This window comes from Luteibaculum oceani, assembly GCF_007995015.1.
GTDB lineage: Bacteria > Bacteroidota > Bacteroidia > Flavobacteriales_D > Luteibaculaceae > Luteibaculum > Luteibaculum oceani.
Genome location: NZ_VORB01000011.1, coordinates 82,129 through 105,977 on the forward strand (window position 1 = coordinate 82,129; position 23,849 = coordinate 105,977).

26 protein-coding genes are annotated in these 23,849 nt (G+C 39.1%); 19 read left to right on the forward strand and 7 right to left on the reverse strand.

The window, feature by feature from the left end:
- Positions 1–159: 159 nt before the first annotated feature.
- The 3 genes from FRX97_RS11340 to FRX97_RS11350 all read left to right on the forward strand — a co-directional run bounded on the left by FRX97_RS11340 (position 160) and on the right by FRX97_RS11350 (position 2,978).
- Positions 160–1,404: a S8 family peptidase gene (locus FRX97_RS11340; RefSeq protein ID WP_223266619.1), complete on the forward strand. Its 1,245-nt coding sequence runs from the start codon at positions 160–162 to the stop codon at positions 1,402–1,404.
- 358 nt (positions 1,405–1,762) lie between these two features.
- Complete coding sequence (locus FRX97_RS11345; protein WP_147015335.1) at positions 1,763–2,344, forward strand: hypothetical protein; 582 nt, start codon at positions 1,763–1,765, stop codon at positions 2,342–2,344.
- Positions 2,345–2,378: 34 nt separating this feature from the next.
- A complete protein-coding gene (locus tag FRX97_RS11350; protein WP_147015336.1) occupies positions 2,379–2,978 on the forward strand; it encodes a peroxiredoxin family protein in 600 nt (199 codons plus the stop codon).
- A gap of 36 nt (positions 2,979–3,014) precedes the next feature.
- On the opposite strand, the gene asnB is transcribed toward FRX97_RS11350, so the two are convergent.
- Positions 3,015–4,907: an asparagine synthase (glutamine-hydrolyzing) gene (asnB, locus tag FRX97_RS11355; RefSeq protein ID WP_147015337.1), complete on the reverse strand. Its 1,893-nt coding sequence runs from the start codon at positions 4,905–4,907 to the stop codon at positions 3,015–3,017.
- Positions 4,907–5,800, reverse strand: a complete 894-nt coding sequence (locus tag FRX97_RS11360; protein ID WP_147015338.1) for a glycosyltransferase family 2 protein — start codon at positions 5,798–5,800, stop codon at positions 4,907–4,909. The genes asnB and FRX97_RS11360 overlap by 1 nt, the downstream gene beginning before the upstream one ends.
- Before the next feature lie 143 nt (positions 5,801–5,943).
- Here FRX97_RS11360 and FRX97_RS11365 point away from each other — a divergent pair, with 143 nt between their 5' ends.
- The 3 genes from FRX97_RS11365 to FRX97_RS11375 are packed head-to-tail and all read left to right on the forward strand — an operon-like array spanning position 5,944 to position 7,934.
- Positions 5,944–6,561, forward strand: coding sequence for a rhomboid family intramembrane serine protease (locus FRX97_RS11365; RefSeq protein ID WP_147015339.1), 618 nt, complete (start codon positions 5,944–5,946; stop codon positions 6,559–6,561).
- 1 nt (position 6,562) lies between these two features.
- Positions 6,563–7,051, forward strand: coding sequence for a D-glycero-alpha-D-manno-heptose-1,7-bisphosphate 7-phosphatase (locus FRX97_RS11370; protein ID WP_147015340.1), 489 nt, complete (start codon positions 6,563–6,565; stop codon positions 7,049–7,051).
- Complete coding sequence (locus FRX97_RS11375) at positions 7,044–7,934, forward strand: aminotransferase class IV (protein ID WP_147015341.1); 891 nt, start codon at positions 7,044–7,046, stop codon at positions 7,932–7,934. Before FRX97_RS11370 ends, FRX97_RS11375 begins: the two co-directional genes overlap by 8 nt.
- On the opposite strand, the gene FRX97_RS11380 is transcribed toward FRX97_RS11375, so the two are convergent.
- A complete protein-coding gene (locus FRX97_RS11380; RefSeq protein WP_147015342.1) occupies positions 7,903–8,508 on the reverse strand; it encodes a YqgE/AlgH family protein in 606 nt (201 codons plus the stop codon). The two genes, FRX97_RS11375 and FRX97_RS11380, sit on opposite strands and share 32 nt — an antisense overlap.
- Positions 8,487–9,071 carry a tRNA-(ms[2]io[6]A)-hydroxylase gene (miaE, locus tag FRX97_RS11385; protein WP_147015343.1) on the reverse strand — a complete coding sequence of 195 codons (585 nt, stop codon included), beginning with the start codon at positions 9,069–9,071 and terminating at the stop codon, positions 8,487–8,489. The genes FRX97_RS11380 and miaE overlap by 22 nt, the downstream gene beginning before the upstream one ends.
- A 68-nt stretch (positions 9,072–9,139) precedes the next feature.
- Between miaE and pdxH the strand changes: the two genes are divergently transcribed.
- From pdxH to FRX97_RS11420, 7 genes are all read left to right on the forward strand, one after another.
- Entirely contained in the window at positions 9,140–9,787 is a 648-nt protein-coding gene (gene pdxH / locus FRX97_RS11390) for a pyridoxamine 5'-phosphate oxidase (protein ID WP_147015344.1), read from the forward strand.
- A 35-nt stretch (positions 9,788–9,822) separates the two neighbouring features.
- The gene (locus FRX97_RS11395; RefSeq protein WP_147015345.1) at positions 9,823–10,962 is read left to right on the forward strand and encodes a glycosyltransferase; all 1,140 of its coding nucleotides are present in this window, start codon (positions 9,823–9,825) and stop codon (positions 10,960–10,962) included.
- A 91-nt stretch (positions 10,963–11,053) separates the two neighbouring features.
- Entirely contained in the window at positions 11,054–12,430 is a 1,377-nt protein-coding gene (locus FRX97_RS11400) for a sodium:solute symporter family protein (RefSeq protein WP_223266620.1), read from the forward strand.
- On the forward strand, positions 12,402–12,839 hold the full coding sequence (locus FRX97_RS11405; RefSeq protein WP_147015347.1) for a GNAT family N-acetyltransferase: 438 nt from the start codon (positions 12,402–12,404) through the stop codon (positions 12,837–12,839). Before FRX97_RS11400 ends, FRX97_RS11405 begins: the two co-directional genes overlap by 29 nt.
- A complete protein-coding gene (locus FRX97_RS11410) occupies positions 12,836–13,966 on the forward strand; it encodes an amidohydrolase (RefSeq protein ID WP_147015348.1) in 1,131 nt (376 codons plus the stop codon). Before FRX97_RS11405 ends, FRX97_RS11410 begins: the two co-directional genes overlap by 4 nt.
- Positions 13,959–15,110 carry an alanine racemase gene (gene alr, locus FRX97_RS11415; RefSeq protein ID WP_147015349.1) on the forward strand — a complete coding sequence of 384 codons (1,152 nt, stop codon included), beginning with the start codon at positions 13,959–13,961 and terminating at the stop codon, positions 15,108–15,110. Before FRX97_RS11410 ends, alr begins: the two co-directional genes overlap by 8 nt.
- Before the next feature lies 1 nt (position 15,111).
- Positions 15,112–16,182 (forward strand): alanine racemase, encoded by a 1,071-nt coding sequence (locus FRX97_RS11420; RefSeq protein ID WP_147015350.1) that lies wholly within the window; start codon positions 15,112–15,114, stop codon positions 16,180–16,182.
- Here FRX97_RS11420 and FRX97_RS11425 read toward each other — a convergent pair.
- Positions 16,179–16,691 (reverse strand): DUF1648 domain-containing protein, encoded by a 513-nt coding sequence (locus FRX97_RS11425; protein ID WP_147015351.1) that lies wholly within the window; start codon positions 16,689–16,691, stop codon positions 16,179–16,181. The two genes, FRX97_RS11420 and FRX97_RS11425, sit on opposite strands and share 4 nt — an antisense overlap.
- Before the next feature lie 102 nt (positions 16,692–16,793).
- Here FRX97_RS11425 and FRX97_RS11430 point away from each other — a divergent pair, with 102 nt between their 5' ends.
- The 6 genes from FRX97_RS11430 to FRX97_RS11455 are packed head-to-tail and all read left to right on the forward strand — an operon-like array spanning position 16,794 to position 21,753.
- Positions 16,794–17,309, forward strand: coding sequence for a DinB family protein (locus tag FRX97_RS11430; RefSeq protein ID WP_147015352.1), 516 nt, complete (start codon positions 16,794–16,796; stop codon positions 17,307–17,309).
- A 28-nt stretch (positions 17,310–17,337) separates the two neighbouring features.
- A complete protein-coding gene (pgsB, locus tag FRX97_RS11435) occupies positions 17,338–18,507 on the forward strand; it encodes a poly-gamma-glutamate synthase PgsB (RefSeq protein ID WP_147015353.1) in 1,170 nt (389 codons plus the stop codon).
- Positions 18,504–18,962, forward strand: a complete 459-nt coding sequence (gene pgsC, locus FRX97_RS11440) for a poly-gamma-glutamate biosynthesis protein PgsC (RefSeq protein WP_147015354.1) — start codon at positions 18,504–18,506, stop codon at positions 18,960–18,962. The genes pgsB and pgsC overlap by 4 nt, the downstream gene beginning before the upstream one ends.
- Positions 18,963–18,969: 7 nt before the next feature.
- The gene (pgsW, locus tag FRX97_RS11445) at positions 18,970–20,085 is read left to right on the forward strand and encodes a poly-gamma-glutamate system protein (protein WP_147015355.1); all 1,116 of its coding nucleotides are present in this window, start codon (positions 18,970–18,972) and stop codon (positions 20,083–20,085) included.
- Positions 20,072–20,977, forward strand: coding sequence for a hypothetical protein (locus FRX97_RS11450; protein WP_147015356.1), 906 nt, complete (start codon positions 20,072–20,074; stop codon positions 20,975–20,977). Before pgsW ends, FRX97_RS11450 begins: the two co-directional genes overlap by 14 nt.
- Positions 20,974–21,753: a hypothetical protein gene (locus tag FRX97_RS11455; protein WP_147015357.1), complete on the forward strand. Its 780-nt coding sequence runs from the start codon at positions 20,974–20,976 to the stop codon at positions 21,751–21,753. The genes FRX97_RS11450 and FRX97_RS11455 overlap by 4 nt, the downstream gene beginning before the upstream one ends.
- Before the next feature lie 31 nt (positions 21,754–21,784).
- Here the strand turns inward: FRX97_RS11455 and FRX97_RS11460 are convergent, their stop codons facing one another.
- The gene (locus FRX97_RS11460; RefSeq protein ID WP_147015358.1) at positions 21,785–22,756 is read right to left on the reverse strand and encodes a c-type cytochrome; all 972 of its coding nucleotides are present in this window, start codon (positions 22,754–22,756) and stop codon (positions 21,785–21,787) included.
- A gap of 186 nt (positions 22,757–22,942) precedes the next feature.
- Positions 22,943–23,821 carry a hypothetical protein gene (locus tag FRX97_RS11465; protein ID WP_147015359.1) on the reverse strand — a complete coding sequence of 293 codons (879 nt, stop codon included), beginning with the start codon at positions 23,819–23,821 and terminating at the stop codon, positions 22,943–22,945.
- Positions 23,822–23,849 lie beyond the last annotated feature (28 nt).

Genomic DNA, 23,849 nt, shown 5'->3' on the forward strand with positions numbered 1-23,849 from the left:
AAATACTACTCATCAATTAACCTCGTGGATTTATCTTTTAGAAAATGTATCTTACCCTTCAATTAATAACGTTTATCCCTTGTTTTAACTTATTTATCCAGCTATAAAACCGCTTATCCATGAATTAAATTAAAATCGGGGGTACAAAAAACTTAATACATGAAAAGAAAGTCATTATTACTGGCCACCTGGTCTTTGGGAGTTTTCTTTTCAGGATTTATGACCTCTTGTTCTAAGGAGGATTTAAGTACTGAAAAGCAAACTCAGTTAGACCAAAGCAAATCCATTCAGAGCAACTCTGAAAACGGAGCGATGATTCCCGATCAATACATTGTTGTATTTGAAGATGGAACCTTCGAGAGTGCAGCCTTAAGAAAGTCTGCAGTTGAGCAAGAGCAGATGGCTATGGAAATTAGTTCCGATCTGTTTAAGCAAATGGGTGCTAAAAATGTTACTGTTCTCAACGCCATGGCAAAGGCGATTGATGCTACGGTTATTCGCAGCTCTAAAGGAGACCTTGAAAAGATTCAAGGGGACCAGCGAGTTAAGTTTATCGAGCCCGATCGCGTTATTATGTTAGCGCCTCCTCCTGGAAAAGGTAAAGGTGGTGGAGATGACGGAGGATCTTCCTCGCAAAGCACTCCCTATGGTATTACGAGAGTAGGAGGTGCAGTGGATGCTACGGGTAAAACCGTTTGGATTTTAGATTCTGGAGTGGATTTAGATCATCCAGATTTAAATGTAGACGTTGCACGAAGCAGAACTTTTATCAGTTCTGGTAAGGATTCGAAAAACGCCGACGATGGAAATGGACACGGTACTCACTGTGCAGGAACTGTTGCTGCCATTGATAACAATATTGGAGTAGTTGGCGTTGCTGCTAATGCTACGGTTGTAGGTGTTAAGGTCCTGGATTCTAGAGGTAGCGGATCGTACTCTGGTGTTATAGCTGGTGTAAATTATGTTGCAAGTGCTGCATCTCCGGGTGATGTTGCAAATATGAGTTTGGGCGGTCCAACTTCTCAAGCTTTAGATGATGCAGTAAGAAATGCGGCGTCTCAAGGAATATTGTTTGCACTAGCCGCTGGAAACGAATCTAGAGATGCTAACAATAGCTCACCAGCTAGAGTAAATCATCAAAATGTATATACGATTTCAGCAATGAATAGCTCGGATGTTTGGGCTAGTTTTTCTAATTACGGCAATCCTCCGGTAGACTATTGTGCCCCTGGAGTTTCAGTGAACTCCACTTGGAAAAATGGAGGCTACAATACCATTAGTGGTACTTCAATGGCCGCTCCTCACGCCGCGGGTGTATTGCTTATTACAGGAGGAAATCCAACTACATCAGGTTCTGTAATTGGCGACCCCGATGGTAATGCAGATCCAATTATTTCGCATTAGGAGAAATGATTTGATAATTCAGAAACCGCTTAACAACTCCGTTAAGCGGTTTTTTTATTGCTACATATACGCCCTATACCACAATTGGAAAAGGAGGATGTTCCACACTTTTTGATGTCCAACTCCTCGGTCTTGCAAATATTTGTCCCGCATCGCCAATACTTCCCTGGTATTGAATATCTCTTGTTGGTCTAAGGTTTCCTTGTTGATATAATCAATCCATACATATTATCTTTTAACTATTCTTTCATGTAACTTCAATTTAATTGAAAATAAATATTAAATATTTCATTTTTTTTTTTTTTTTGCCATCGCTGGCCAGCATGAACCAATTTATTAAACAAACAAAATTTAAATAATGAAAATTGAAAAGTTAGTTATATGCTTACCGCTATTGATTGTTATCTTATTCTCTTGTGAAAAGTCAAGAAATGAGTTAATTGAAACAACAAAACCAATGGGGATAGTAAATGGGACTACTCCAATACCTTTTTACGAAGAAGAATTTTCAATTCCTATGGAATTGTCAGCCATGTTGGGATATTCTTCTGAAATCAGATTGGCATCTGGTGAGAATGAAATCTACTTTAACGGTAATCCTGCGGGTCAGGTTAAATTTAAAATAAACAACACTGAAGACCAGGTTATTTTTGAAGGTGAGGATGATCCCGTTGCTGAGCACAGAGATGGTTTTGGACTTTGTGTTACTGTATCAATCGGAAGCAGAGCTAAAAGATGCAGAGGAGGAGTTGGTTTTAGGTGCGAATTTATGAGATGGTGTGGTAAGAAAAAACCTACTAAACCGCTTATCGGTGATCTAGATAGCACCCTTGTAGCAGACAACGGAAGGGATATTGATGATGACCGGAGTGTAAATGCAGAGGCTAGAATTGACAACGGTTACTTAATTTTAACGTTTACCGAAAAATTTGATTTCTAAGGTGGCCGATTTTACGTTTAACAGAGTAGTACTTATGGTGCTACTCTTTTTTTTATTTGTCTTCACAGGATGTTCTCTGTTTTTAATAAATCCCAGATATTCTGATTTGCCGTTAGATTACAGAGACCAAATTAAACCAGTTAAATTTAATTTTTCTTTACCTGAAAAAATACCTGCAAATTTTCTTGATTCCAACGTCGTTTACACTATTAATAAGGATGGTTTAATCAGATTATCACGATATTTTGGAAAAAAAATTATTGTTGTTAAAACGGCGACTTTTTGTAAACCGTGTAAGGAAAAATTGCCAGAAATCTTGGAATACAAGAAGGAGATTGAAAAAAAGGGATTGGTCTTATTTGTTTCACCTGAAAATTATATGGAGCGTTACAGACTAAGGGAAATTTTTAACGAGCGAGGTTACAACGGACCTTTGTTTTTTGTTGATATAGATGAATATGGAGATATAAGAACAAATAAAAAATTATTGAATTTCGATAAAGATTTTTTCCCGAATTTTATGGACGAATTTCTTTTAACAATTGGTTTTCCTAGCTATATAGTTATTGATCCCGACGGTGAAATTATGCAAGAACCTAATATTGTTTGGGATGATTTAATAAGTTCCATGTAGTTTATTATTTAGGTCTATATTGGAGATTTTCCTACACTACATATACGCCTTATACCATAATTGGAAAAGGAGGATGTTCCACACTTTTTGATGTCCAACTCCTCGGTCTTGCAAATATTTATCTCGCATCGCCAATACTTCCTTGGTATTGAATATCTCTTGTTGGTCTAAAGTTTCCTTGTTGATATAATCCATCATCAATCCACGCATGTCATCCTTAAACCATTCTTTTAAGGGGGCAATAAATGGTTTTTTCGGGCGGTCCATTAATGCAGGGTCTATATATCGGTGGGTTACATGTTTTAACATAGACTTGGTGTACCCCGACCTGATTTTGTAATGCGAAGGTAGTCGCGCGGCAAACTCAATAATTTCCTGGTCTAAAAAGGGCTCTCGTCCCTCTAATCCCACCGACATGGAAGCCCGATCTATTTTAACCATGTTATTATCCATTAAAAATGTCTTGTAATCTATGGCTAACAACTTGTTTAAATAGTCGTTGTGAGGGGCTAGTTTCCCTTCGATATCGAAAAATGTTGTAGGGGAATCAAAGGGTACATTGAGGATTTTTTTAACCTCCTCATCGGTTATGTAATAGGAAATATTCTTTAAGGCAACAAAGGGGCTATGCGACATCCAAATGTTTATCATCTTCTCATAACGAGAGGAAAAATTATGGGTATTCCGCAAAATGGGAAGGGATTCTGGATCTATTAGGGACATGGCTTTTCCCAATACCGTTTGTAGCAAGTGAGGATAGCGCTGGGTGAAATCTAAAGCCTGTTTAAATTTATTGTAACCACCAAAAATTTCGTCGCCCCCATCTCCACTCAATGCAACCTTTACTTCTTGTTTGGCAAATTTAGATACCAACATAGTTGGCACTACGGAATTATCTGCAAACGGTTCGTCGTATACCTGAGGTATTTTATGAAAAATGTCGGAGGCGTTTTCTGGAGTGCAAGTGAGTGTATAGTGCTCACTTCCAATGTGTTTAGCTATTTTCTCTGCATCCTTAGCCTCGTCGAAATCTACTTCGTTAAATCCAACCGTAAAGGTTTTAATTGGACTACTTGTTTGATCTTGAATAATGGATGCAACCGCGGCAGAATCGTAGCCTCCACTTAAAAAGACTCCTACAGGAACATCGGCAACCATGCGGTACATGAAATTTTTGCGCAATAGCCTTTCTAGTTCATCAACGGCTTCTGCGTAAGATAAATCGAGTGGCGGTGCATTGTAGGCATCTACAACATCCCAATATTTCTTTTCTACTATGCTTTGCTTATTGAGATTTATCTCGAGTATATGCCCGGGTTTTACTTTTTGGGTGTGCTTAAAAATGCAGTAGGGAGTAGGGATGTAGCTTAATTTTAAGAAAAGTGATAGCGCGGTGTGGTCCAGTTCCTTCTCAAAAACCGGACTTTCATGAAAACATTTTAGTTCGCTCCCAAAAAGGATGTGCTGCCCCTTGTGATAAACAAACAATGGTTTTACTCCAACGCGATCCCTAACCACATACACCTTTTCCTTGCGCTCGTCGTACAATGCAAAGGCAAACATTCCCTTAAACTTAGTAAGGCAAGACATGCCCCATTCTCGGTAGGCTTCAATTATTACTTCTGTATCGGTTCTCGATTTAAATTTTGCTCCGTAAGACTCTAATTCCGTTTTAATTTCATTGAAATTGTATATCTCCCCGTTAAAAACAATGGAGATACCATTTTTTTCCATGGGCTGAATTCCCTCGGCACTTAAATCCAAAATGGAAAGTCTTCGGTGTCCCAAACCTATGTGGGCATTAGGATGGAGGTGAACAGTTCTGCCCTCGGCATCTGGACCTCTATGGGTAAGGGCGTCGCACATGGGTTTAAGATGGTCTTCGCCCAGTGTTTTAGAAAAATCAATATATCCAGCTATTCCGCACATTAAATGGTAGATTTTGAATTAATGTGCCAGTATATTCCCTTCAAGTAGGCCTTTAAATGGTCTATTTCTCCTTTCACTAGAAAACGAAAAAAGTTTGTGGGTATGGATATAAATATCAAAAACAGGAGAAAGGGAAAGTTAGAGGGGTAGGGAAAGTTTCGGTTCATAAACAATATACGGTTTCTATTCAGGTAATAGGTTTTAAGGGGATTAAGTTTTCCAACCGAGGCTGATTCTTTATGGTAAATAAGCGCGTCGCGTTGGCAATATATTTGGTATCCAGCTTTTCTTATTCGCTCGCACCAGTCCATCTCCTCATAGTATAAAAAGAAGGCCTCGTGCATGGTGCCAACAGTTTCTATTACCTTTTTTGGTATTAGCATTCCCGCACCGTGTGCGTAATGAGTTTCAATTAATCCTTTCACCCCGTTATCAATTTCTCTGTTGTGCAAGGCTGTATTTCGGGCGGTTATTCTGTTTATCTGCGTGCAACCGGCAAACTCTATCAAATTTTGTTGGTGGTAATAATGAAACTTGGGGCTTAATGCCCCCAGATTTTCAATTTCTTCTGCCGTATCATGGAGGATTTCCAAACAATCGGGAGTAAGAATGGTGTCATTGTTTACGAAAAACAGATAGGGAGCAGAACACTTAGGTACTGCCACGTTGTTTCCTCCTGCAAAACCCTTGTTCTCGCTCAGCGCAATAAGTTGAATTCTATCATCTTGGATTTCCCCAATTCGGCATGGGCTTCTGTGGGATGCATTATCTACCACAAATAACTCCCAATCACGGAGCGTGCTTTTTTGGAGGGATGCTATAAACTCCAAGCTATCTTCTTCACCATTATAATTAACGGTAATCAGCGATATTTTAGGCGACGTATGGGGCATGGTCTTGGGTCTGCAAACTACGAACTAGCAGATTATTTCCAATTGATGGATTTAATAAAATCATTCTGACTTTGCTCATTAAATTGTTCAAGCCTAAAACCCCAACCACGTGGATATTTCGTTTCTTGCGGAAAAATAAAAAGATGTTTTTGGTATTAATTGCCGTTATAGCTGTCGTTTCTTTTTTAGCCTTACGCAAGCCCGAGCTTATTCATAAGTTAAGTTTCTCTCCCTATTACATCGTTGAAAACCAGCAGTGGTACCGTTTTTTAAGTCATGTTTTGGTACATAGATCTATAGGACATTTGTTGATTAATCTTTTTGTGTTCTACACCTTTGGAAAATATGTATTGAGCATGTTTTTAGGTTTAAAGGGGGCTATTGGGGAACTATGGTTCTACTTGCTTCTAATAGGCGCGGCCATTTTTTCATCGGTAAAAGGGTTTGCAAAACATAGAGATAATCCCTCTTACCATGCGGTAGGAGCGAGTGGAGTTGTGAGTGCAGTCCTTTTTTCCTTTGTCTTGTTCCAGCCATTAAACAGCATCTATCTTTTCTTTATTCCCATTCCTATCCCAGCTTTTATTTTTGGAGGGCTTTATCTGGCCTACGAGTATTTTATGGACAAGCGAGAAGGTGGAAGAATTGCACATGACGCCCATTTCTATGGGGCTATATTCGGTATCCTTTTTACCATTTTCCTGGATTTTAGGATTCTCCCACAGTTTTTTAAATCTATTTCGGAATATATAGCTAGTTAAAATGGGGAAATTCGTTCTATTAGATAGAGATGGAGTAATTAACCAGGAAAGGGGGAAACATACATTTTTACCCAGCGATTTTAAATGGGTAGATGGTTTCTGGGAAGGCATGCAGCAACTTGCTCAGCAAGGGTTTCAATTTGTTGTGATTACGAATCAAAGTGGAATTGCAAAAGGACTTTACCAGAAAAAAGATGTGCTAACCCTCAACAATTTAATCTTTGAAAAAGCTGCTAGCCTGGGAATAAAAATTGAGGAAATCTTCTATTGCCCTCATCATCCTGACTTTTCGAAGTGCTTATGCCGTAAGCCCGGAGATTTGCTTTTTGAAAAGGCCATTGCCAAATTCAATATCCAAACAGAAATCAGCTGGATGATAGGCGATAAGGAAAGAGATATAATTCCTGCTAAAAAGCATGGGATAAAAGGCATTTTGATAGAAGCGAACACTAACTTTGTAAAAAATATCCAACCCATACTTCATGGATAAACCAGCGGAACAATACCTTGTATTTAACGGAAATTATTTACTGCAATCCAATGCTGTAATTAAGTCGGATAATCGTGCTTTTCTCTATGGTGACGGTCTTTTTGAATCGTTTAGAGTGATTAAAAAAAAGGCATGGGATATCGACGTTCATTTTAACCGCTTGTTTTATGGTCTAGAGAAATTAAAAATCGAAACGGCTTCTTATTTCAACGTCGAACGTATTGTTCAGCACATTGATCAGCTAATAGAAAAGAACGACATTTATAGTGATGCTCGCGTTCGTTTGGCAGTTTTTCGAAATCCTGGCCTAGGATATACCCCAGAGGACAATCAATTAAGCTATTTACTTACCGTTGAAAATACTCCAGGTGAAGGATTTTCACTAAATCCCCAGGGATTGGCAGTAGACACCTATCACGATTTCAAGAAACAAATAAACGCGCTGTCGGGTCTTAAGCTCATTAACAGTCAGCTTTATGTTTTATCTGGAATTGACGCCAGAGAGAGGGGACTGGATGAATCGTTGATTTTGAATGAAAAGGGCAATATTGTGGAAAGTACTAGTAGTAATATTTTTACGGTAAGTGGAAATGTTATTTACACCCCAGCATTAAACGAAGGTTGCGTAGCAGGAACCATGAGGATGCACGTGATAAACGCGGCGATTGATTTAGGATTTAAGGTTTTTGAATGCGGTTTAACCCACCAAAGGCTAATGAATGCTGATGAGGTCTTTTTAACCAATGGCGTTAAAGGGATACAATGGGTTAATCGATATAAAAGCAAGCGCTATTTTCACAAGGTTGCCGATCAGCTTCTTGAGGCTTTGAACCAGCAGGTGGAGGAGCGAATTAGTTTAGAGAAGGATCCTCAGGAAAGTTAGCAAGAAAGCCAAAGTCGTCACCCAGATCTTTTAGGGCTTTTTCCCATAAATTTTTATCCGAAGATTCCATTACGGCTTTTGACGATGTTTCGGCAACTAGCCAAGATTTTTCATCCAGTTCATGCTGGAGTTGGTCTTTGGCCCACCCCGAATATCCAATAAAAAAACGCACGTCTTTTTTGGTCATTATTCCAAGATTTAGCAGCTCTTTTACTTTCTCAAAGTCACCTCCGAGGTAAACATTATCAAAAACATGCAGGGAATCCTCAATTACATCACCCTGGGTATGTAGGTAGAATAAGCTGGAGGGTTCTACTGGGCCTCCCATTCCAACTCTACCGCCAAAAGCAGGGAAATTGGTAATTACTTCGTTTATTTCCACATCCAAAAAACGGTTTAATACCAGCCCAAAGCTACCTTCAGCAAGCGAGTGTCTGCATAGCAAAACCACACTTCTCTTAAAGAATGGATCCTCTAAAAAGGGTTCGGAGATTAAAATTTTACCGGCGCCCGGAGCAATATTGGTATCTAGTTTTATTTCTATGTCCATAATTAATGAAGTGCTGGACGCCATTTAAGTTGAGCACAAATTTCGCCTTCGGCTTGGTTCAGCTCCTCAAGTCTATTAAAAACTTCCTGCTCCTCATAATATTCTAATGCAAATTTTACATAGATGTTCCCATGTTTTGCCTCAGAGGTCCAAAGCATTTTGTAAAAGTCCTTTAATTCGCCGGGTTCCAATGCTTCGGCTACCAGTCTAAATCGTTCAGCGCCTCTACACTCAATAATGGATCCTAGCAATAATCGATCTAAAAAACGTTCCTCTGCGCCGTGCCTGCATTTCGCAACCAAATCATGGATGTACATGTCCTTTTCCATTTCCCGAGGTAGCATAACACCTCTTTTCTCCATAACTTGGTAAACCATCTGAAAATGCTCTAACTCTTCTAAGGCGGTATCAATTAGCCCAGGAATTATTTTTGTTTTGTCTGGCGCTTTAGCGACCAATGACATGGCCATGGAGCTGGCCTTTCTTTCGCAATCTGCGTGGTCTTGCAGAAAAGCATCAAAATCGCTCAATACAACGTTTGCCCATTCTTTTGGGGTTTGGTAGCTCAGGTCTAGAGATAATTTCATTTTATTCGGCCTTGTAGGTATTAACCTTATTGTAGCTTTGTTGTTTATACAAGCAAAATGCCTGTAAAATGAGCGTAAAAGAAAAGATTAAAGACATACGAACCAACTATACCAAAGACGCACTCGAAGAATCCGATGTGCCAAAAACTCCTTTTCCTCTTTTTGAGGAATGGTTAGCCGATGCGATTAAAAATGCAAAAGAACCTAATGCTATGATCGTGTCGAGTAATGGTATTGATGGGTTCCCGAGTAGCAGGGTAGTGCTTTTGCGAGGCTTTTCTAAGGATGGATTTATTTTTTATACCAACTACAATAGCCAAAAAGGAAAAGAGTTCGCAAAGGATGCTAAAGTGTCCTGCTTGTTTTTTTGGCCCGAACTTGAGCGCCAAGTCCGAATTCAGGGTGTAATCAGTAAAACATCGGAAAAAGTAAGCGACGAATATTTTGCATCCCGGCCAAGAGAATCGCAATTGGGAGCATGGGCCTCTAATCAGAGTCAAACCCTCGAAGAAAGAGAAGTTTTAGAGAAAAAGCTCGAAACTCTTCGTTTGCAATATGATGGGAAGGATGTTCCAAGACCACCACATTGGGGAGGTTATATTATTAACCCCAATAAAATAGAGTTTTGGCAAGGGCGCGCTAGCCGTTTGCACGATAGAATGGTAATGACTGAAACCGAATTAGGGGTTTGGGATCTAAAGCGACTTTATCCGTAAAAAAATACCTCGATAAAAGAGGTCGAATAGGGGAGGTGAAAGTCACAAGCAAGAAAGCTGCTCCCCTTTACATTTGTATTCCAGCCTACCACGAAACAGAATTGGAAAAAGCACTGATGGATCTCGCTTCAAACGAAGGAGAATTCGAGGTTTGGGTGCATTTAAATTCGTTAGAATCCGACCAGGAAGCGCAGTTATTTAATGCCAGCCAATACGAGGCCCTACAAGGGCTTTCCAAACAGTTACACTACCCATTAAATGTAATCCATTCGGTGTTTAGCGATAAGGAAGGCGGGGTAGGACTGGCTAGAAAAATACTGATGGATACCGTTGTGGACCATTGCACAGCAATAAATCACACCGACTGTATTTTGGCGTGTTTGGATGGAGATTGTCGCGTAAATGAAAATTACACTCAGGAAATAATTAGGCATTTTTCTAAGAACAAAGACACTCCGGCCTGCAGTATAAATTTTGAACATCCGGTAGCTCCATCAGAGAATATAGAACCGCCAATTGCAGCGTACGAGTCACATCTGCGGCTGTACCGGCAACACTTAAGGTTTATGGGGCATCCCTACGCTTTTCATACGGTAGGAAGTTCTATGGCTTGCAGGTTGACGGCTTATGTGAAGCAGGGAGGGATGAACACCAAAAAGGCTGGTGAGGATTTTTATTTTCTAAACAAACTCATGCATCTGGGTGGGTTTTCCGAGTGTTTTGAAACAACGGTATATCCCAGCGCTAGGATAAGTACTCGAGTTCCTTTTGGCACAGGAAGAGCTATGGAGGAAGTAAAGCAAGGAAAGGTTTTGGATACCTACCACAGTGCGATTTTTGACGTTCTTAAAAATTGGGTGGACAGTACTTTATTCGGAGGAAAACTAAAGTATCAAGAAGAATTGAATCATTTAGATGCATTGTTTGGGTGGAAGAAGGATTGGGAAGTTATTCAACAAAATACTGCATGTGAAGATCAAAGAGTTAAGAGGTTTTTCCAAAAATTTGATCTTTTCCACACCATGAAATTTATCCATGCATTACGCGATTATAAATACCCTAACCAAAACCTTGATGAGGCTTTTCAGAAGCTTTGTATTAAAATGTCAATTAATTATAAAAAGGGTTGGTATTACAGGCTTTCATGCCTTAGAGATTTAGATAAAAGTTCTTAATCTGTTAGCTTTGTGTGCCATCATGCACACCCTCGACCTAATAATTTTCATATTCTATTTTCTTGCCATGCTTGCTTTTGGAGCTTTTTTTATGCGCTCCAGCAAAGCTAAAGATGACTACTACGTCGGTGGGCGGAGTATGGGGAGATGGCATATCGGCTTGTCGGTAGTGGCTACCGATGTAGGAGGTGGATTTAGCATAGGATTAGGAGGATTAGGTTTTTTGATAGGCTTATCAGGCTCCTGGATGTTGTTTACGGGATTAATCGGAGCTATTCTAAGTGGAGTTTACCTCGTTCCAAAGGTTTACCAGCTATCTGCCCAGCACAAGTTTCTAACCTTTCCTCAGCTTTTTAAATTCTTATACAATGGAAAAGTGGCCATGGTGGCTGCAGTAATTTCTGCCATTGGATATTGGGGGTTTACATCCAGTCAAATTCTGGCTGGTGCTAAATTAGCTTCAGGTACCTTCGATATTCTTTCATTGGATCAAGCCCTTTGGCTAATGGGAGGCGTTGCCGTGGTGTATACCGTAATGGGCGGATTAAAGGCGGTGATTTATACCGATACCGTTCAGTGGATACTGCTACTTGCCGGGTTAATTTTCATTGGAATACCACTTTCAATAGATTTCATTGGTGGTTGGGATCGATTGTATTCTGAATTAGATCCTTCCACCATGCGGTTGGATAATGTAAGCTGGTCGCAACTAATTAATTGGGCCATTACTATTATCCCGATTTGGTTTGTTGGTATGACATTATACCAAAGGATTTATGCAAGTAAATCTGCCCAAGAGGCCAAGAAGGCATGGTTTATAGCAGGGTTTTTCGAATGGCCGGTAATGGCTTTTTTGGGCACTTTGCTGGGGGTGATTGCCAAAGTTGCTTGGCTAGAAAATCAAATAGAACTTCCTTTGTTAGAGAGCGGACAGCCCGATGCCGAAACAGGATTGCCGGTATTACTTAAGACCGTTTTTCCCGTTGGACTATTGGGTTTGATTATGTCGGCTTATTTCTCTGCTATTATGTCAACCGCCGATTCTTGTTTAATGGCTGCTTCTGGTAATATCGTTTCCGATTTGATAGAACCTAACAAAAAAGGTGGTGGCGATTTATCTATGGTATGGAATCGTGCTATTACCTTTTTGGTAGGTGGAACTGCGATGGTTTTTGCAGGATTTATGACCAATGTTTTAGATCTAATGCTACTATCTTATGCCTTTATGGTTAGTGGTTTGTTAGTTCCATTATTGGGTGGTTTTTTTGGAAAGAATCATCATCCAAACGCCGCTATAGGAGCTATGATAGGGGGAGGAGTATGTACGCTGGCATTGGAGATTTCTGGGGTATCAATGCCCTACGATCTAGATCCTAATTTGTTTGGACTTACCACCTCATTAGTAATTTTTTACGCTATTTCTACATATTTTAAGCGACATGGATATAAGCATAATTACACGGGATAGCGGAGCACATCCCGTTTTTGATAGAGAGACAATTTGCTCCTTTTTACACAAACATTTAGAAGAATATGGCGATCCGGTGGATCAAATAAAAATGTGTTATGATTTTGCTCTAAAATCCGGAATTGGTGGTTTTGTAACCCTAGCACACGATGAGCATAATAAACTCGCAGGAGTAGTAATAATGAACGAAACTGGAATGGGCGGATATATCCCAGAAAATATATTGGTCTACATTGCCGTAGATAAAGCTTTTAGAGGGCAAGGAGTAGGAAAAAAGCTAATGAAGGCAGCTTGCGACCATGCTAAGGGAGCGGTTGCACTACATGTAGAACCAGATAACCCTGCAAGGCATTTGTATGAAAAGTTAGGTTTTACCAGCAAGTACCTAGAAATGAGGTTACAAAAATGATTGGTGAACAACAATTAGTAGAATTACGGCGGCACTTGCATCAAAACCCAGAAACTGCTTTTCAGGAAAAGGGAACACAAAAAAAGGTTATTGAAGTACTAGAAGGGTTTAATCCGGTAAAAATTTGGAAAGTTGCAGGTACGGGAATTTTAGTACAGTGCACGGGAGATATAGGTGCTGCAGGTCATTTGTATAGAACCGATTTTGATGCGCTTCCCATCCAAGAAGATAACCCAGATCTTTCTTACCAATCAGTTAACAAAGGAGTAGCCCACCTTTGTGGCCACGATGGACATACCGCAATTGCTGTTGGGCTATGCTCTAGTGTTATTTCAAACGGGATCAACGAGCCGATATACGTGCTTTTTCAACCTGCGGAAGAAACGGGAATGGGGATGTTGGAAGTGCTCAAAGATGAAACCTTTAATTCCATTGAGTTTAAAAGTGCAACAGCCATTCATAATTTACCCAGCTTCGAATTAGGGACCATCTTAACCAATCACAACACTTTTTCTGCCGCAGTTTCTACCCTTGTTTTTCGGTTTAAAGGGTTGTGTTCTCATGCTGCAGAACCCTGGAATGGTAAAAACCCTAATGCAGCCATTTCTAAGTTAAGTAGTTGGTTAGACGATAATAACGTGTTCCCAAAACCTAATGACTTTGCATTCGGAACAGTTGTTTGTGTTCGAGTTGGAGATACCGCTTATGGTACCAACCCAGGAAACGGAGAGATTCACATAACCATTCGCGCGGCAAATAACCAGTTATTCGAATCGTTTAAAAACGCCCTTAAGCAAAAGGCGGAGGAATTGGCTAGGGAGGAGGATCTAGATATTACCTGCGAAGAATTGGAAATTTTTCCTGCAACTGGAGCCCACGAAGTTTTGTTAACCCAATTGGAAAGTCAAGCCCAACACATTGATTTAAAAATGTCTAGATTGCCGGGTCCCAACACTTGGGGAGAAGATTTTGGGTATTTGTCCCCGCTTTTTCCAACCTTAATGTTTGGAGTAGGGTCTGGAAAGAATCAAAAGCCCTTGCATAATCCGGGATATAACTTTCCTGATGAGATTATTTATCCCACAATAAAACTACTTACCAACTACTTTAAAGAGCTTCATGTTTAATTCCACCTATATAGAACTGAGCCAAACGGCCTTGGCGAATAACATTTCTTTCTTAAGAAAGCAATTGAAAGGAAATGCCAGATTGAGCTTTGTGGCAAAGGGAAATGCATATGGCCATGGAATTAAGCCTATAGTTAGTATGGCTGAAAAGGCCGGGGTAGATCATTTTTCGGTTTATTCTGCCGAAGAGGCGGAGCAGGTATATGCCGCAAGTAAAGCCCATCCGACTGTTCTTGTAATGGGATATCTAAGTGATGCAGCGGTAGAATGGGCCATAGAAAAAGGAGTTGAGTTTTTCGTTTTTGAGTTTAAAAGGCTAGAAAAAGCTGTGCAAATAGCCAAGCGTTTAAATATTCCTGCTAAAATTCATTTAGAGTTGGAAACGGGGATGAATAGAACCGGATTTCAAGTTGAAGAATTGCCACAGGTGGTTGAATTTGTTAAAAAAAATGCAGGGTATATAGAACTAGTAGGATGTTGTACGCATTTCGCAGGCGCTGAATCAATAAGCAATTATCTCCGAATTCAAAAACAGAAGAGGGCTTTTAAAAAGTATCTGAAATACTTGCAACAACAAGATTTACAATTTGAGCAAATACATGCTTGCTGTTCCGCTGCGGCCTTTAGATATCCAGATATGCATTTCGATTTGGTTCGATTTGGCATTATGAATTACGGGTATTGGCCCAGTGAAGAGATTTTTATCGAGTACAGCTCAAAAAAGAAAAAGTTGGGGCAAGACCCATTAAAGCGAGTGATTTCATGGAAATCCTCTGTAATGTCCCTCAAAAAAGTAGAAAAAGGAGATTTCATTGGCTATGGTACCTCATACCAGGCTAGTGAAAACATCGAAATTGCATTGGTCCCCGTGGGCTATGGTTACGGATATTCTCGAAACCTTTCTAACACCGGTAGGGTACTTATTAATGGAAAACGGGCTGGTGTGATAGGAATAGTAAATATGAATTGCATAGCCGTAAACATTAACAACCTAGAAACCGTAAAGATAGGAGATGAAGTAACTTTGATAGGTGGCGAAGGAGACCAACAGATCTCCGTGGCTTCGTTTAGTAAATTTTCAGATCAATTAAATTACGAACTATTAACGCGTTTACCTCATAACATACCTCGTTTAATTAAGTAACATGGCCTACGTAACCCTAGACTCAAAAAAGTTAGAAGAGAATTATAAGTTTCTCGACCAGAAATTCAAGGAGCGCAATATTTCATGGGCTCCAGTTACCAAGTTGTTATGTGGTAATACCTTGTTGATGAAGGAAGTCCTGAAACACAAGCCAAAAGAGGTTTGTGATGCACGCCTTAGTAATTTGGTATTGGTAAAAGAGTTAGACCCCTCCATTGAAACCGTATATATTAAGCCTCCCGCCAAAGAAATCATAGAAGATGTAGTTCGCTATGCGGACGCCAGTTTAAACTCCTCATACACTACCATTAAAGAGATAAGCAAGGAAGCTAAAAAGCAGGGCAAGACGCATCATATTATTATAATGATAGAGCTCGGGGATCTGCGCGAAGGAATTATGGGAGAACGACTTTTGGACTTTTATTCAAAGGTGTTCGAATTGCCGCATATTAAAGTAACTGGATTGGGAGCGAATTTAAATTGTTTGTATGGGGTAATGCCTTCAGAGGATAAGCTTATTCAGTTGTCTTTATACAAACAGCTCTTAGAAGCGAAATTTAATGTGGAAATTCCATGGGTAACTGGAGGGACATCTGTTGTAATGCCCTTACTTATGAATAATCGCCTTCCTAAGGGGATTAACCATTTTAGGGTGGGAGAGACCCTTTATTTTGGAGCTGATTTAGTGGGCGGGACCACTTTTGAGGGAATGCACAACGATGTATTTAAATTGTACGCTCAGGTAATTGAAATTACTGAAAAACCTAAGGTGCCCATAGGGAACATGGAGGCCAATCCCTCAGGCGAAACCTATGAAATTGATGAGAGTGAATATGGGTTAACTGCAGAGCGTATGATTTTGGATGTAGGACTGCTTGACCTTTCTACTGACTTTGTAAAGCCTGTCGAAAAGGGTTTGACAATCTCAGGAGCTTCGTCCGATATGTTGGTTATAGAACTAGGGGACGAGGCAAAAAAATATAAAGTGGGCGATTTTGTAGAGTTTGAAATGAAGTACATGGGTGCTCTTCGTCTGTTTAACTCCGATTATATCGAAAAGCGAGTTATTTAGTCCTTGTTCTTTTTGTTCGCAAGGATTAGGTAGCCTATAATCAATGCGAAAACGGCTGCAACCAATATGTAAATAACCATAGGGGATAATTTATTTTTGTTGGATATGCTTATTTGTATGGTGCTAAATGTGGCATAACACAAAAGAGTGGTCACCAATAAATTCATAACCCGAACCATTCGAGTTGCTAGATTATATTGTTTCTGGGCATTTTTCGCTGTTATCTCTACCGGATAATTATATATGCGAGGATATTTCGCAAGCGCTACCAATCCTCCTGCAACGGCTGTTGCAACTACCGTTAGGATAAAAAGTTCGGCTTTTACACCATATCGGGTTATTTCGCCAGCGGCATTAAAATGCATAGGAACTTTTGCAGGTATACTTCCATAGTGATAGAATAGGTATAACCAGGAAGATATTGCAAGGGCAAGGCAAGAAATATCGAGCAATTTATCAGTAAGAGGATAGCGAAATTGATATGGTGGTCTATTTTCTGTTTCAAACATTTTATTGCTCGGATTGATTACAAGTTTGGACTAAAAATAACCAATAATTAATCCCCATTCCTATTGTAAAATCCTATTTTTCGCTTCGATTTTTAATAGCATATGTCATTATTGGATGAGGTGTTGGCGGTTGCACCAGAGTACTACCACCGTTATATAAGATTAATAGGGAAGAAGGACCCTGTTGTAGTAATGGAAGAACAAAGCGAAGCCCTTGATGAATTGTTGGGTGGAGTGGCTCCCAATGAATACACCACCTCATACGCCGAAGGAAAATGGTCGATAAAGGAGGTTGTAGGACATATCAATGATGTAGAAAGGATATTTGGATATCGCGCAATGGCATTTAGTCGCGGTGAAGAAAAGGAGCTTCCAGGTTTTGAGCAGGATGATTATGTGGCTAATGCCCCATTTAATGATGTAGCTATGGAGGAATTGCTCGAAGAGTTTTACCATTTACGCCAAGCTAACCTACACATGTTTAAAAACCTTTCCCAATCTCAATGGAATAACATGGGTAAAGCAAGTGGTGTAAAAATTGGTGTACAAGCAATATGCTATATAATGGCCGGTCATGTAATGCACCACATGAACGTGTTAGAAAGCAAGTACTTATAAAATATTAGATTTGCAGCCATCTTAAAGTATGGTGAATCTAATTTTTATTGTTTTAATTACCGTAAGCCTCTTGGTTTACGGGGTACTTGAGTACCAAAGACACCAATTTTATCTTAGAAAAATTCCAATTAGAATTCATGTAAATGGAACCAGAGGGAAGTCCAGTGTTACTAGATTGGTGGGAGCGGGGTTACGAGCAGGAGGCCTCAAGACCCTGACAAAAGTTACTGGAACTTTTCCGAGGTTAGTTTCAAGTGATGGTACTGAAGTAGCTATCCATCGTAAAGCAGGTGCAAATATTCTTGAACAGTTAGATATAGTAAAGTACTGTGCAAAAAATAATTACGATGTATTATTGATAGAATGTATGGCGTTACAGCCCATTTATCAAAAAATTACCGAACATCAGATGATTAAAGCGACCCACGGGGTTATTACCAATATTAGGTTGGATCATTTGGATGTTATGGGACCTAGATTGGAAAATGTTGCTGAGGCCATTTCAAATACGGTACCAAAAAACTCAAAACTTTATACTGCAGAAGATAGGTTTGGAGGTTTGTTAACTGAAAAAAGTAAGAAAAGGAATTCTGAGATTTATTTCTCCGATTTGGGGCAAGTTAGCCAGCAGGATATGAAAGGCTTTACCTACTTAGAGCATGCGTCCAATGTGGCACTGGCTTTGGACATTTGTGAAGACCTAGGGGTGGATAAAACCGTCGCCTTGGAGGCTATGAAAAAGAGTGTTCCCGATGAAGGTGTTTTGCGTAAATATGAAATCGATGTTTCACAAAAGAAGATAGTCTATTATAATGGTTTAGCCGCAAACGATATTGAGTCTAGTATAATGATTTGGAAGAATATAAGTTCAATTGAAGATTTTGATGCTGGTTATTTGTTATTGAACGGAAGAAAAGACAGAAAAGACAGGACAATATCCCTTTTATCTGGATTTTCTAGTGTAGCGCTTGATGGACTTATTATTTGTGGAGATAATGTTGAATTGTCCCGGTCTATAGCCTTAAAACATGGGTTTTTAGAGGATAAAGTTCATGTTATTTCTTCCTATGATCCAGAAGTTAGGTTTAATCAAATCATGGAATTTATTGCATCGAATTCAATGATATTTTCAGTAGGTAATATGGGAGCAGGTGGTGCAGAAATGTCTGAATATTTTGCTCAAAAAAGAACGCTATGATAGAATTAGCAGTAACGATTGGTATAGCCTTGTCATTATTCTTTTTGGAGTCTTTTGGAATGGCTGCAGGTGGAATTATAGTTCCCGGATATGTGGCACTTCAATTAGGAACTCCAGACCGATTAGTTGGGTTGGTGTTGGTTGCCTTAATTACATTTTTTGTTTTGAAGCTAATTGGAAAATTTACGTTTTTATTTGGTCGAAGGCAGATGGTGATTGCGCTTTTAGTAGGAACAATATTTTCCATGGTTTCACATCATTTTATGTTCATAAATGGCCAAAATACAACGCTAGAGTTCTCAGCAGTAGGGTGGGTTGTACCAGGCTTAGTGGCACACTGGTCTCTTAAACAAGGGTTCGTTAAAACAATTTCAATGCTAATTATTATCTCCTCCATTGCTAGATTATTAGTGATCCTTTGTATGGGAGGTGAAATTATTCCAAACCTCTATTAGACGTATCATGCGAAACATCTCCATTAGGTCTACATGGGTCCTACTTGTGTTAGCTCTTATATCAATTATGGCTATTTTCTTGGTTGAAAAGACTCAGCAACTAACCAAACAAGAGTTTTACGAGGAAAAACTAGCCGCAGCAGAGCTCAACTTAAAATATCAGCAATACCTTAAGCAAAAGAATTTTCTAAATGAAATTTCAATTGACAATATTAACGATCCTAATGGCACTCGGCTAATTGGAACCAGATATTCCGAAATAACTTCTGGAAGAGGATCCTTACCAATTAAACTAAGTACCACTAATCCAAATTTTGCAGCTCTAATTATTGAGCTATTAAAAGAAAGTGGTGTTGAAAAAGGAGATCACGTAGCAGTTTGTGCAACAGGTTCGTTTCCTGCTATTAACATTGCTTATCTAGCGGCATCCGAGGTCTTGGGGTTAAAAACTACCTTTATAAGTTCGGTTACCTCATCCTCTTGGGGGGCAAATGACCCCAATTATACCTATTTAGATATGCATAACCACCTGTACCAAGCAGGCTTGGTGTCATTTCAGGTTGTTGGTGCTTCAATTGGTGCTAATCAAGATATAGGTCGAACATTAACTCCGTCGGGTAGGGAGGCGGCAATTATAGCAATAGAAAGAAATAATATTCCATTAATCAACGGTACGTCGTTGAGAGATAATGTTTTAAAAAGAATTGAAATTATAAAGGACAACGAAAATAAATTTGAAAAGGAAATCTCGTTGTTTATAAATATAGGGGGAGGAGTAGCAAGCCTAGGTAGCAGTGATAATCATGACAACATCCCATCTGGATTAGTTCTTGACCCAAAATTGAATCAATTTAAAGATAGAACAGGGGTGCTTTTCGAAATGGTTGCACTAAAGGGTGTCCCTTTCATAAACTTTTTGAATATCAACCGGATAATGGATAAATATGGCCTCCCCAAGGATCCGGTTCCGCTTCCCAATCCTGGAGAGGGCGAATTATTTGAACATTTGGAATACAATCTAAATCTTGTAATTGGTCTTACCTTGTTGCTTATCGTTTTTATAACAGCAATCATACTTTACGACAACCACCAAAATAAATTAGGGCAAAATGTTATTAAATAACAGAGTATTAATACTTAGTCTGGGGCTAATTTTCAGCATTTTCTGCAATGCTCAAAAGAAAGTGGATTTAAATCCCGTAAAAGAGGTTAGTAAAGTAACCTTAAAAGGAAAATACGAGCATAAGTATTATGCACTTTCTTCAAAATCATCCACAATTTATAAGGTCAACGGACCAGGAGTAATAAGCCTAAATGTAAGGGTAAGAGTAGAGGAGGGGCTAAAATCAGAACCATTTAAAATAAAGGTAATTAAGAATAATAAACATATCGACATATATGAGGTACCTGCACTTACAGTTGGGAATCTGAAATTTAAAAGTCAGAAGTTGCCAGGAGCGCCTACCAAGTATTATCGTTTGGATATCCCAGTGGAACCTGGAAAAAACACCTATAAAATTTATAAATATCAGCCCGAGCCTCGTGTGTACGTCAAAGCATATTATACTCCATTTTCGAAACCACAGTGGAAGGATTTAAAATCAAAAAAAGTTCTCGCTTCATCAAATATTCAATTTACTAAATCAGGTAGGGTAAGTAACTATTATGAGCTAAATAGAAAAACAAATCAATTCCTGTTTAATTTTAACGGCAGTGATTATTTAAGGATCATAGTAAGACCAAAATTTTCTTACTCCATGTTGGATGAAATTTTGGTGAAATTGAAACTAACCAATCTCAACACGGGAGAAGAAAAAATATACCGGATAAACTCCAAACGTACTTCTTCAGCAATTTTTGTAAATGACAAAAAAAATGCCGTAGGGGTTTCCAGTACCCTTTACCTTGAAATGAAGCCTGAAGATGTGGGGTCTACTTTTAAGTTGGAGTTAATTTCTGGCTGTAAAAAAGCAGCTGTAAAAGTCTCTGAAAATGTGAAAGGGATTAAAAGATGAAGCTCATAAAATTAGTCTTTATTCTAATCAGTTTTCTGTTTTTAGACCCCCTTTTTGGACAGGATAATTCGAGGTCACAAAACACTTATTGGAATACCGTTCTTCTTTCAAAAAAGCTAAACAATAGGTTTAGTGCCAGTAATCTAAATATATATAGCATAAGAGCTTCTACGAATAAAAAATGGTTCAATTACCATGATTTTTCTGTGGCCTATAAACTAGATCGGTTCTGGTCTGTTTCAATGGGAATAGCAATATCTAGTTATAAATTATCTTCTGGTGGGAATAAAAATTTTGTTACCCAAACAGCAATGATTTCTCGATCCTTTAGACTTGGAAAAATAGGCTTGTTAACCAGGGTGATTGCTCAAAATAACAATCCCAAATTTTCAAGGTATCAACAACGATTTCAGTTGGTAATTAGGTCTTATTACCGAAAGGGAAATCTCCCTTTAAAAATTAAGCCCTATATGCAGACGGCTCTTTATTATTATTTAAATGGCAAAGAGAGAACGTACTACGATGATAACTTTCAAGCAATTGGAAAGAAATCACCAGATGGAATACATCGAATTAGGTTTAAGGCTGGATTTATGTTAAATCCGATAAGAAATCTTAATCCTTTGAAAGTCGGAATGTACATTGCTAGAAATGTGGAATTCAATTTGCCATGGGGCAATGAATTAAACTTTCCGAGAAATAGTTCTGGAACAAGAATTTCATTACCCTTCAATAACTATAATTTAATTGGGTTACAGGTAAATTACAGCCTCTAGCAAAATCTTCTAGATTTTAAAGAGTGTTTGACTAAAGCGCAGCGGTAATCAACTCCACCTTGTTTTCCTTTGCTGGCAATGACTTTAAGTATGCATATATTGCTCTTAAATCATTGGTGTCCATATGGGCATACATAAGCCATGGCATTACAGTTTGAAATTCCCCTGCTTTTACTTTTGGTGGTACATAGCTACTATCGGTGTATTGCCTAAATCTGCTTATAAATTGTTCTTCGCTCCAGGCTCCAATTCCAGTTTCGTGTGGAGTTATATTGGCTGAACGCAAAATGCTTCCATCGGGAAAGTGAAATTCCATGCCTCCCGCAAAATCCTCTCCAATGAATTCACCTTTTTCTTGCTTGGTATGGCAGTCATAGCATGCTGCAGCGTTAACCAAGTACTCTCCATAGGCAATTAAGTTTTCCTGACTGGGTCTTTTGCTGGGAGTAGCCTTTTTTGGTAAGGTGTTAATGATGAAATTCATCGGAAAATCAGGTTCGGATTTTTCAGGTTGGTAATCTACCGGATCTAACGTTCGGATGTATGCGATAACCGACTTAATGTCTTCGGGGTCCATTTTACCGTAATGGTGATAAGGCATTAAATTGAAAAGCGCTCTACCGTCTTTCGATATTCCCGTGGTAATAGCCCGGTAAATTTCCCCATCGGTCCATTTTCCCAATCCGGCAGGGGTAATGTTTGGGGAAACAAATTTCCCTGGAAACCCCATCATCTGATCAAAGCGTTCTCCTCCAGCACCCATAGAACCTTTAACGGGGGGAGCTGCAAAAGTGGTCCAATCGCGTTGGGCATGGCAATCCATACATAACATTACGTGATTGGCTAAATATTTTCCCCTTTCAATATTTTGTGGTGTAAGCTCTACGGTTATTTCTGGTGCTTGCTCTGCTTTAGGCAAAAATACCTTGAGATAAACCAGAAATCCACCTACAAAAATCAAAAGAATGGCAATAAGAAAAAGGAAAAAGCGAAGCACTTTCATGGTACGGGATGTTAAATTACGGCATTAAGATAACATTATAGTACCATTTAAATCATTTAAGCTAATTTAAATCATAATAAAACAAACGAAACGTTAAAATTTGAACTGAAAAATGGTTTTTAGTGTATAAAACTTGGAGTGAGGACAAAAAAATAGCAGGCTCAAACCTGCTATTCTCATTGTGTCTTAGTAAAGAAAACCTATCCGCAATCCGGCGCTCAATGCTATTTTGGGGCTACCATCTGTAATTATAATACCTCCACGGTGGACCTCTCCCGTACCATAGGAGTAGTAATAACTGTCCTCATCCATTTCCGCCGATTCATCATACTTAGTGACAGCTCCATATCCTATCCCGACGAAATAGTCAATTAAAAAACTATCTGAGTACACCACCTGTTTTCCTAGGTTAACCATAAATGCGGCACCCAACGTTTTGTAGCTATAACCCTGTTCGGAGGATGTCAAAGTAGCGTGGTCGTACTGATATGCCTTTCCAGAGTGGTTTAACGAACTAATTACCAATTCTGGCTTGATGTACGCTCCCTTTAAAATATGGGAGTATTTCATTCCAGCTAGATAGAAATCTGGGCTTTTAAGTAGCTTATATCCAAAGCGAGCATTAAATCCTGTGGTTTCTTCGTCTGAACTGCCAAAAATTTCGGTTGTACCAAAGTTAAATCCCAAATTAACCTCCATAGATTTACCAGGTTCTATGCTTTTCTCGTAAGAAACTTCCCAGTAGTTGGTCAGTGGGGTTAAAAAGTTAAACTTGATAGCACGCTTATTTTGTTGACTGTAGTTCTCTTGATTGTTGAGGTTTTCCTGTAAAACCACATTTTTACCATTGGCGGTAACCACTCGTGAGCAAGCCGAATAATTAATGGTAAAGGCCAAGTCAGGGTTAAGTTCTGGTCTGGTGTATTTAATTATATCATTTCCAATTTCCACCAACTTACATGGTATTACCTCTCCAGTAAATTTGAAAATGGTATCCTTTTGACCAAAAACTAAATTGGACAAACCTATGATCAGGGTTAAAGTGAAAATTTTGCCGGCCTTCATAATTATTTGAATTGAATTTTTGATGTAG

Excerpts from the sequence above, each read along its gene's own strand:
- FRX97_RS11340 (WP_223266619.1), top strand. The coding sequence starts at position 160 with ATGAAAAGAAAGTCATTATTACTGGCCACCTGGTCTTTGGGAGTTTTC.
- FRX97_RS11345 (WP_147015335.1), top strand. The coding sequence starts at position 1,763 with ATGAAAATTGAAAAGTTAGTTATATGCTTACCGCTATTGATTGTTATC.
- FRX97_RS11350 (WP_147015336.1), top strand. The coding sequence starts at position 2,379 with ATGGTGCTACTCTTTTTTTTATTTGTCTTCACAGGATGTTCTCTGTTT.
- asnB (WP_147015337.1), bottom strand. The coding sequence starts at position 4,907 with ATGTGCGGAATAGCTGGATATATTGATTTTTCTAAAACACTGGGCGAA.
- FRX97_RS11360 (WP_147015338.1), bottom strand. The coding sequence starts at position 5,800 with ATGCCCCATACGTCGCCTAAAATATCGCTGATTACCGTTAATTATAAT.
- FRX97_RS11365 (WP_147015339.1), top strand. The coding sequence starts at position 5,944 with ATGTTTTTGGTATTAATTGCCGTTATAGCTGTCGTTTCTTTTTTAGCC.
- FRX97_RS11370 (WP_147015340.1), top strand. The coding sequence starts at position 6,563 with ATGGGGAAATTCGTTCTATTAGATAGAGATGGAGTAATTAACCAGGAA.
- FRX97_RS11375 (WP_147015341.1), top strand. The coding sequence starts at position 7,044 with ATGGATAAACCAGCGGAACAATACCTTGTATTTAACGGAAATTATTTA.
- FRX97_RS11380 (WP_147015342.1), bottom strand. The coding sequence starts at position 8,508 with ATGGCGTCCAGCACTTCATTAATTATGGACATAGAAATAAAACTAGAT.
- miaE (WP_147015343.1), bottom strand. The coding sequence starts at position 9,071 with ATGAAATTATCTCTAGACCTGAGCTACCAAACCCCAAAAGAATGGGCA.
- pdxH (WP_147015344.1), top strand. The coding sequence starts at position 9,140 with ATGAGCGTAAAAGAAAAGATTAAAGACATACGAACCAACTATACCAAA.
- FRX97_RS11400 (WP_223266620.1), top strand. The coding sequence starts at position 11,054 with ATGCGCTCCAGCAAAGCTAAAGATGACTACTACGTCGGTGGGCGGAGT.
- FRX97_RS11405 (WP_147015347.1), top strand. The coding sequence starts at position 12,402 with ATGGATATAAGCATAATTACACGGGATAGCGGAGCACATCCCGTTTTT.
- FRX97_RS11410 (WP_147015348.1), top strand. The coding sequence starts at position 12,836 with ATGATTGGTGAACAACAATTAGTAGAATTACGGCGGCACTTGCATCAA.
- alr (WP_147015349.1), top strand. The coding sequence starts at position 13,959 with ATGTTTAATTCCACCTATATAGAACTGAGCCAAACGGCCTTGGCGAAT.
- FRX97_RS11420 (WP_147015350.1), top strand. The coding sequence starts at position 15,112 with ATGGCCTACGTAACCCTAGACTCAAAAAAGTTAGAAGAGAATTATAAG.
- FRX97_RS11425 (WP_147015351.1), bottom strand. The coding sequence starts at position 16,691 with ATGTTTGAAACAGAAAATAGACCACCATATCAATTTCGCTATCCTCTT.
- FRX97_RS11430 (WP_147015352.1), top strand. The coding sequence starts at position 16,794 with ATGTCATTATTGGATGAGGTGTTGGCGGTTGCACCAGAGTACTACCAC.
- pgsB (WP_147015353.1), top strand. The coding sequence starts at position 17,338 with ATGGTGAATCTAATTTTTATTGTTTTAATTACCGTAAGCCTCTTGGTT.
- pgsC (WP_147015354.1), top strand. The coding sequence starts at position 18,504 with ATGATAGAATTAGCAGTAACGATTGGTATAGCCTTGTCATTATTCTTT.
- pgsW (WP_147015355.1), top strand. The coding sequence starts at position 18,970 with ATGCGAAACATCTCCATTAGGTCTACATGGGTCCTACTTGTGTTAGCT.
- FRX97_RS11450 (WP_147015356.1), top strand. The coding sequence starts at position 20,072 with ATGTTATTAAATAACAGAGTATTAATACTTAGTCTGGGGCTAATTTTC.
- FRX97_RS11455 (WP_147015357.1), top strand. The coding sequence starts at position 20,974 with ATGAAGCTCATAAAATTAGTCTTTATTCTAATCAGTTTTCTGTTTTTA.
- FRX97_RS11460 (WP_147015358.1), bottom strand. The coding sequence starts at position 22,756 with ATGAAAGTGCTTCGCTTTTTCCTTTTTCTTATTGCCATTCTTTTGATT.
- FRX97_RS11465 (WP_147015359.1), bottom strand. The coding sequence starts at position 23,821 with ATGAAGGCCGGCAAAATTTTCACTTTAACCCTGATCATAGGTTTGTCC.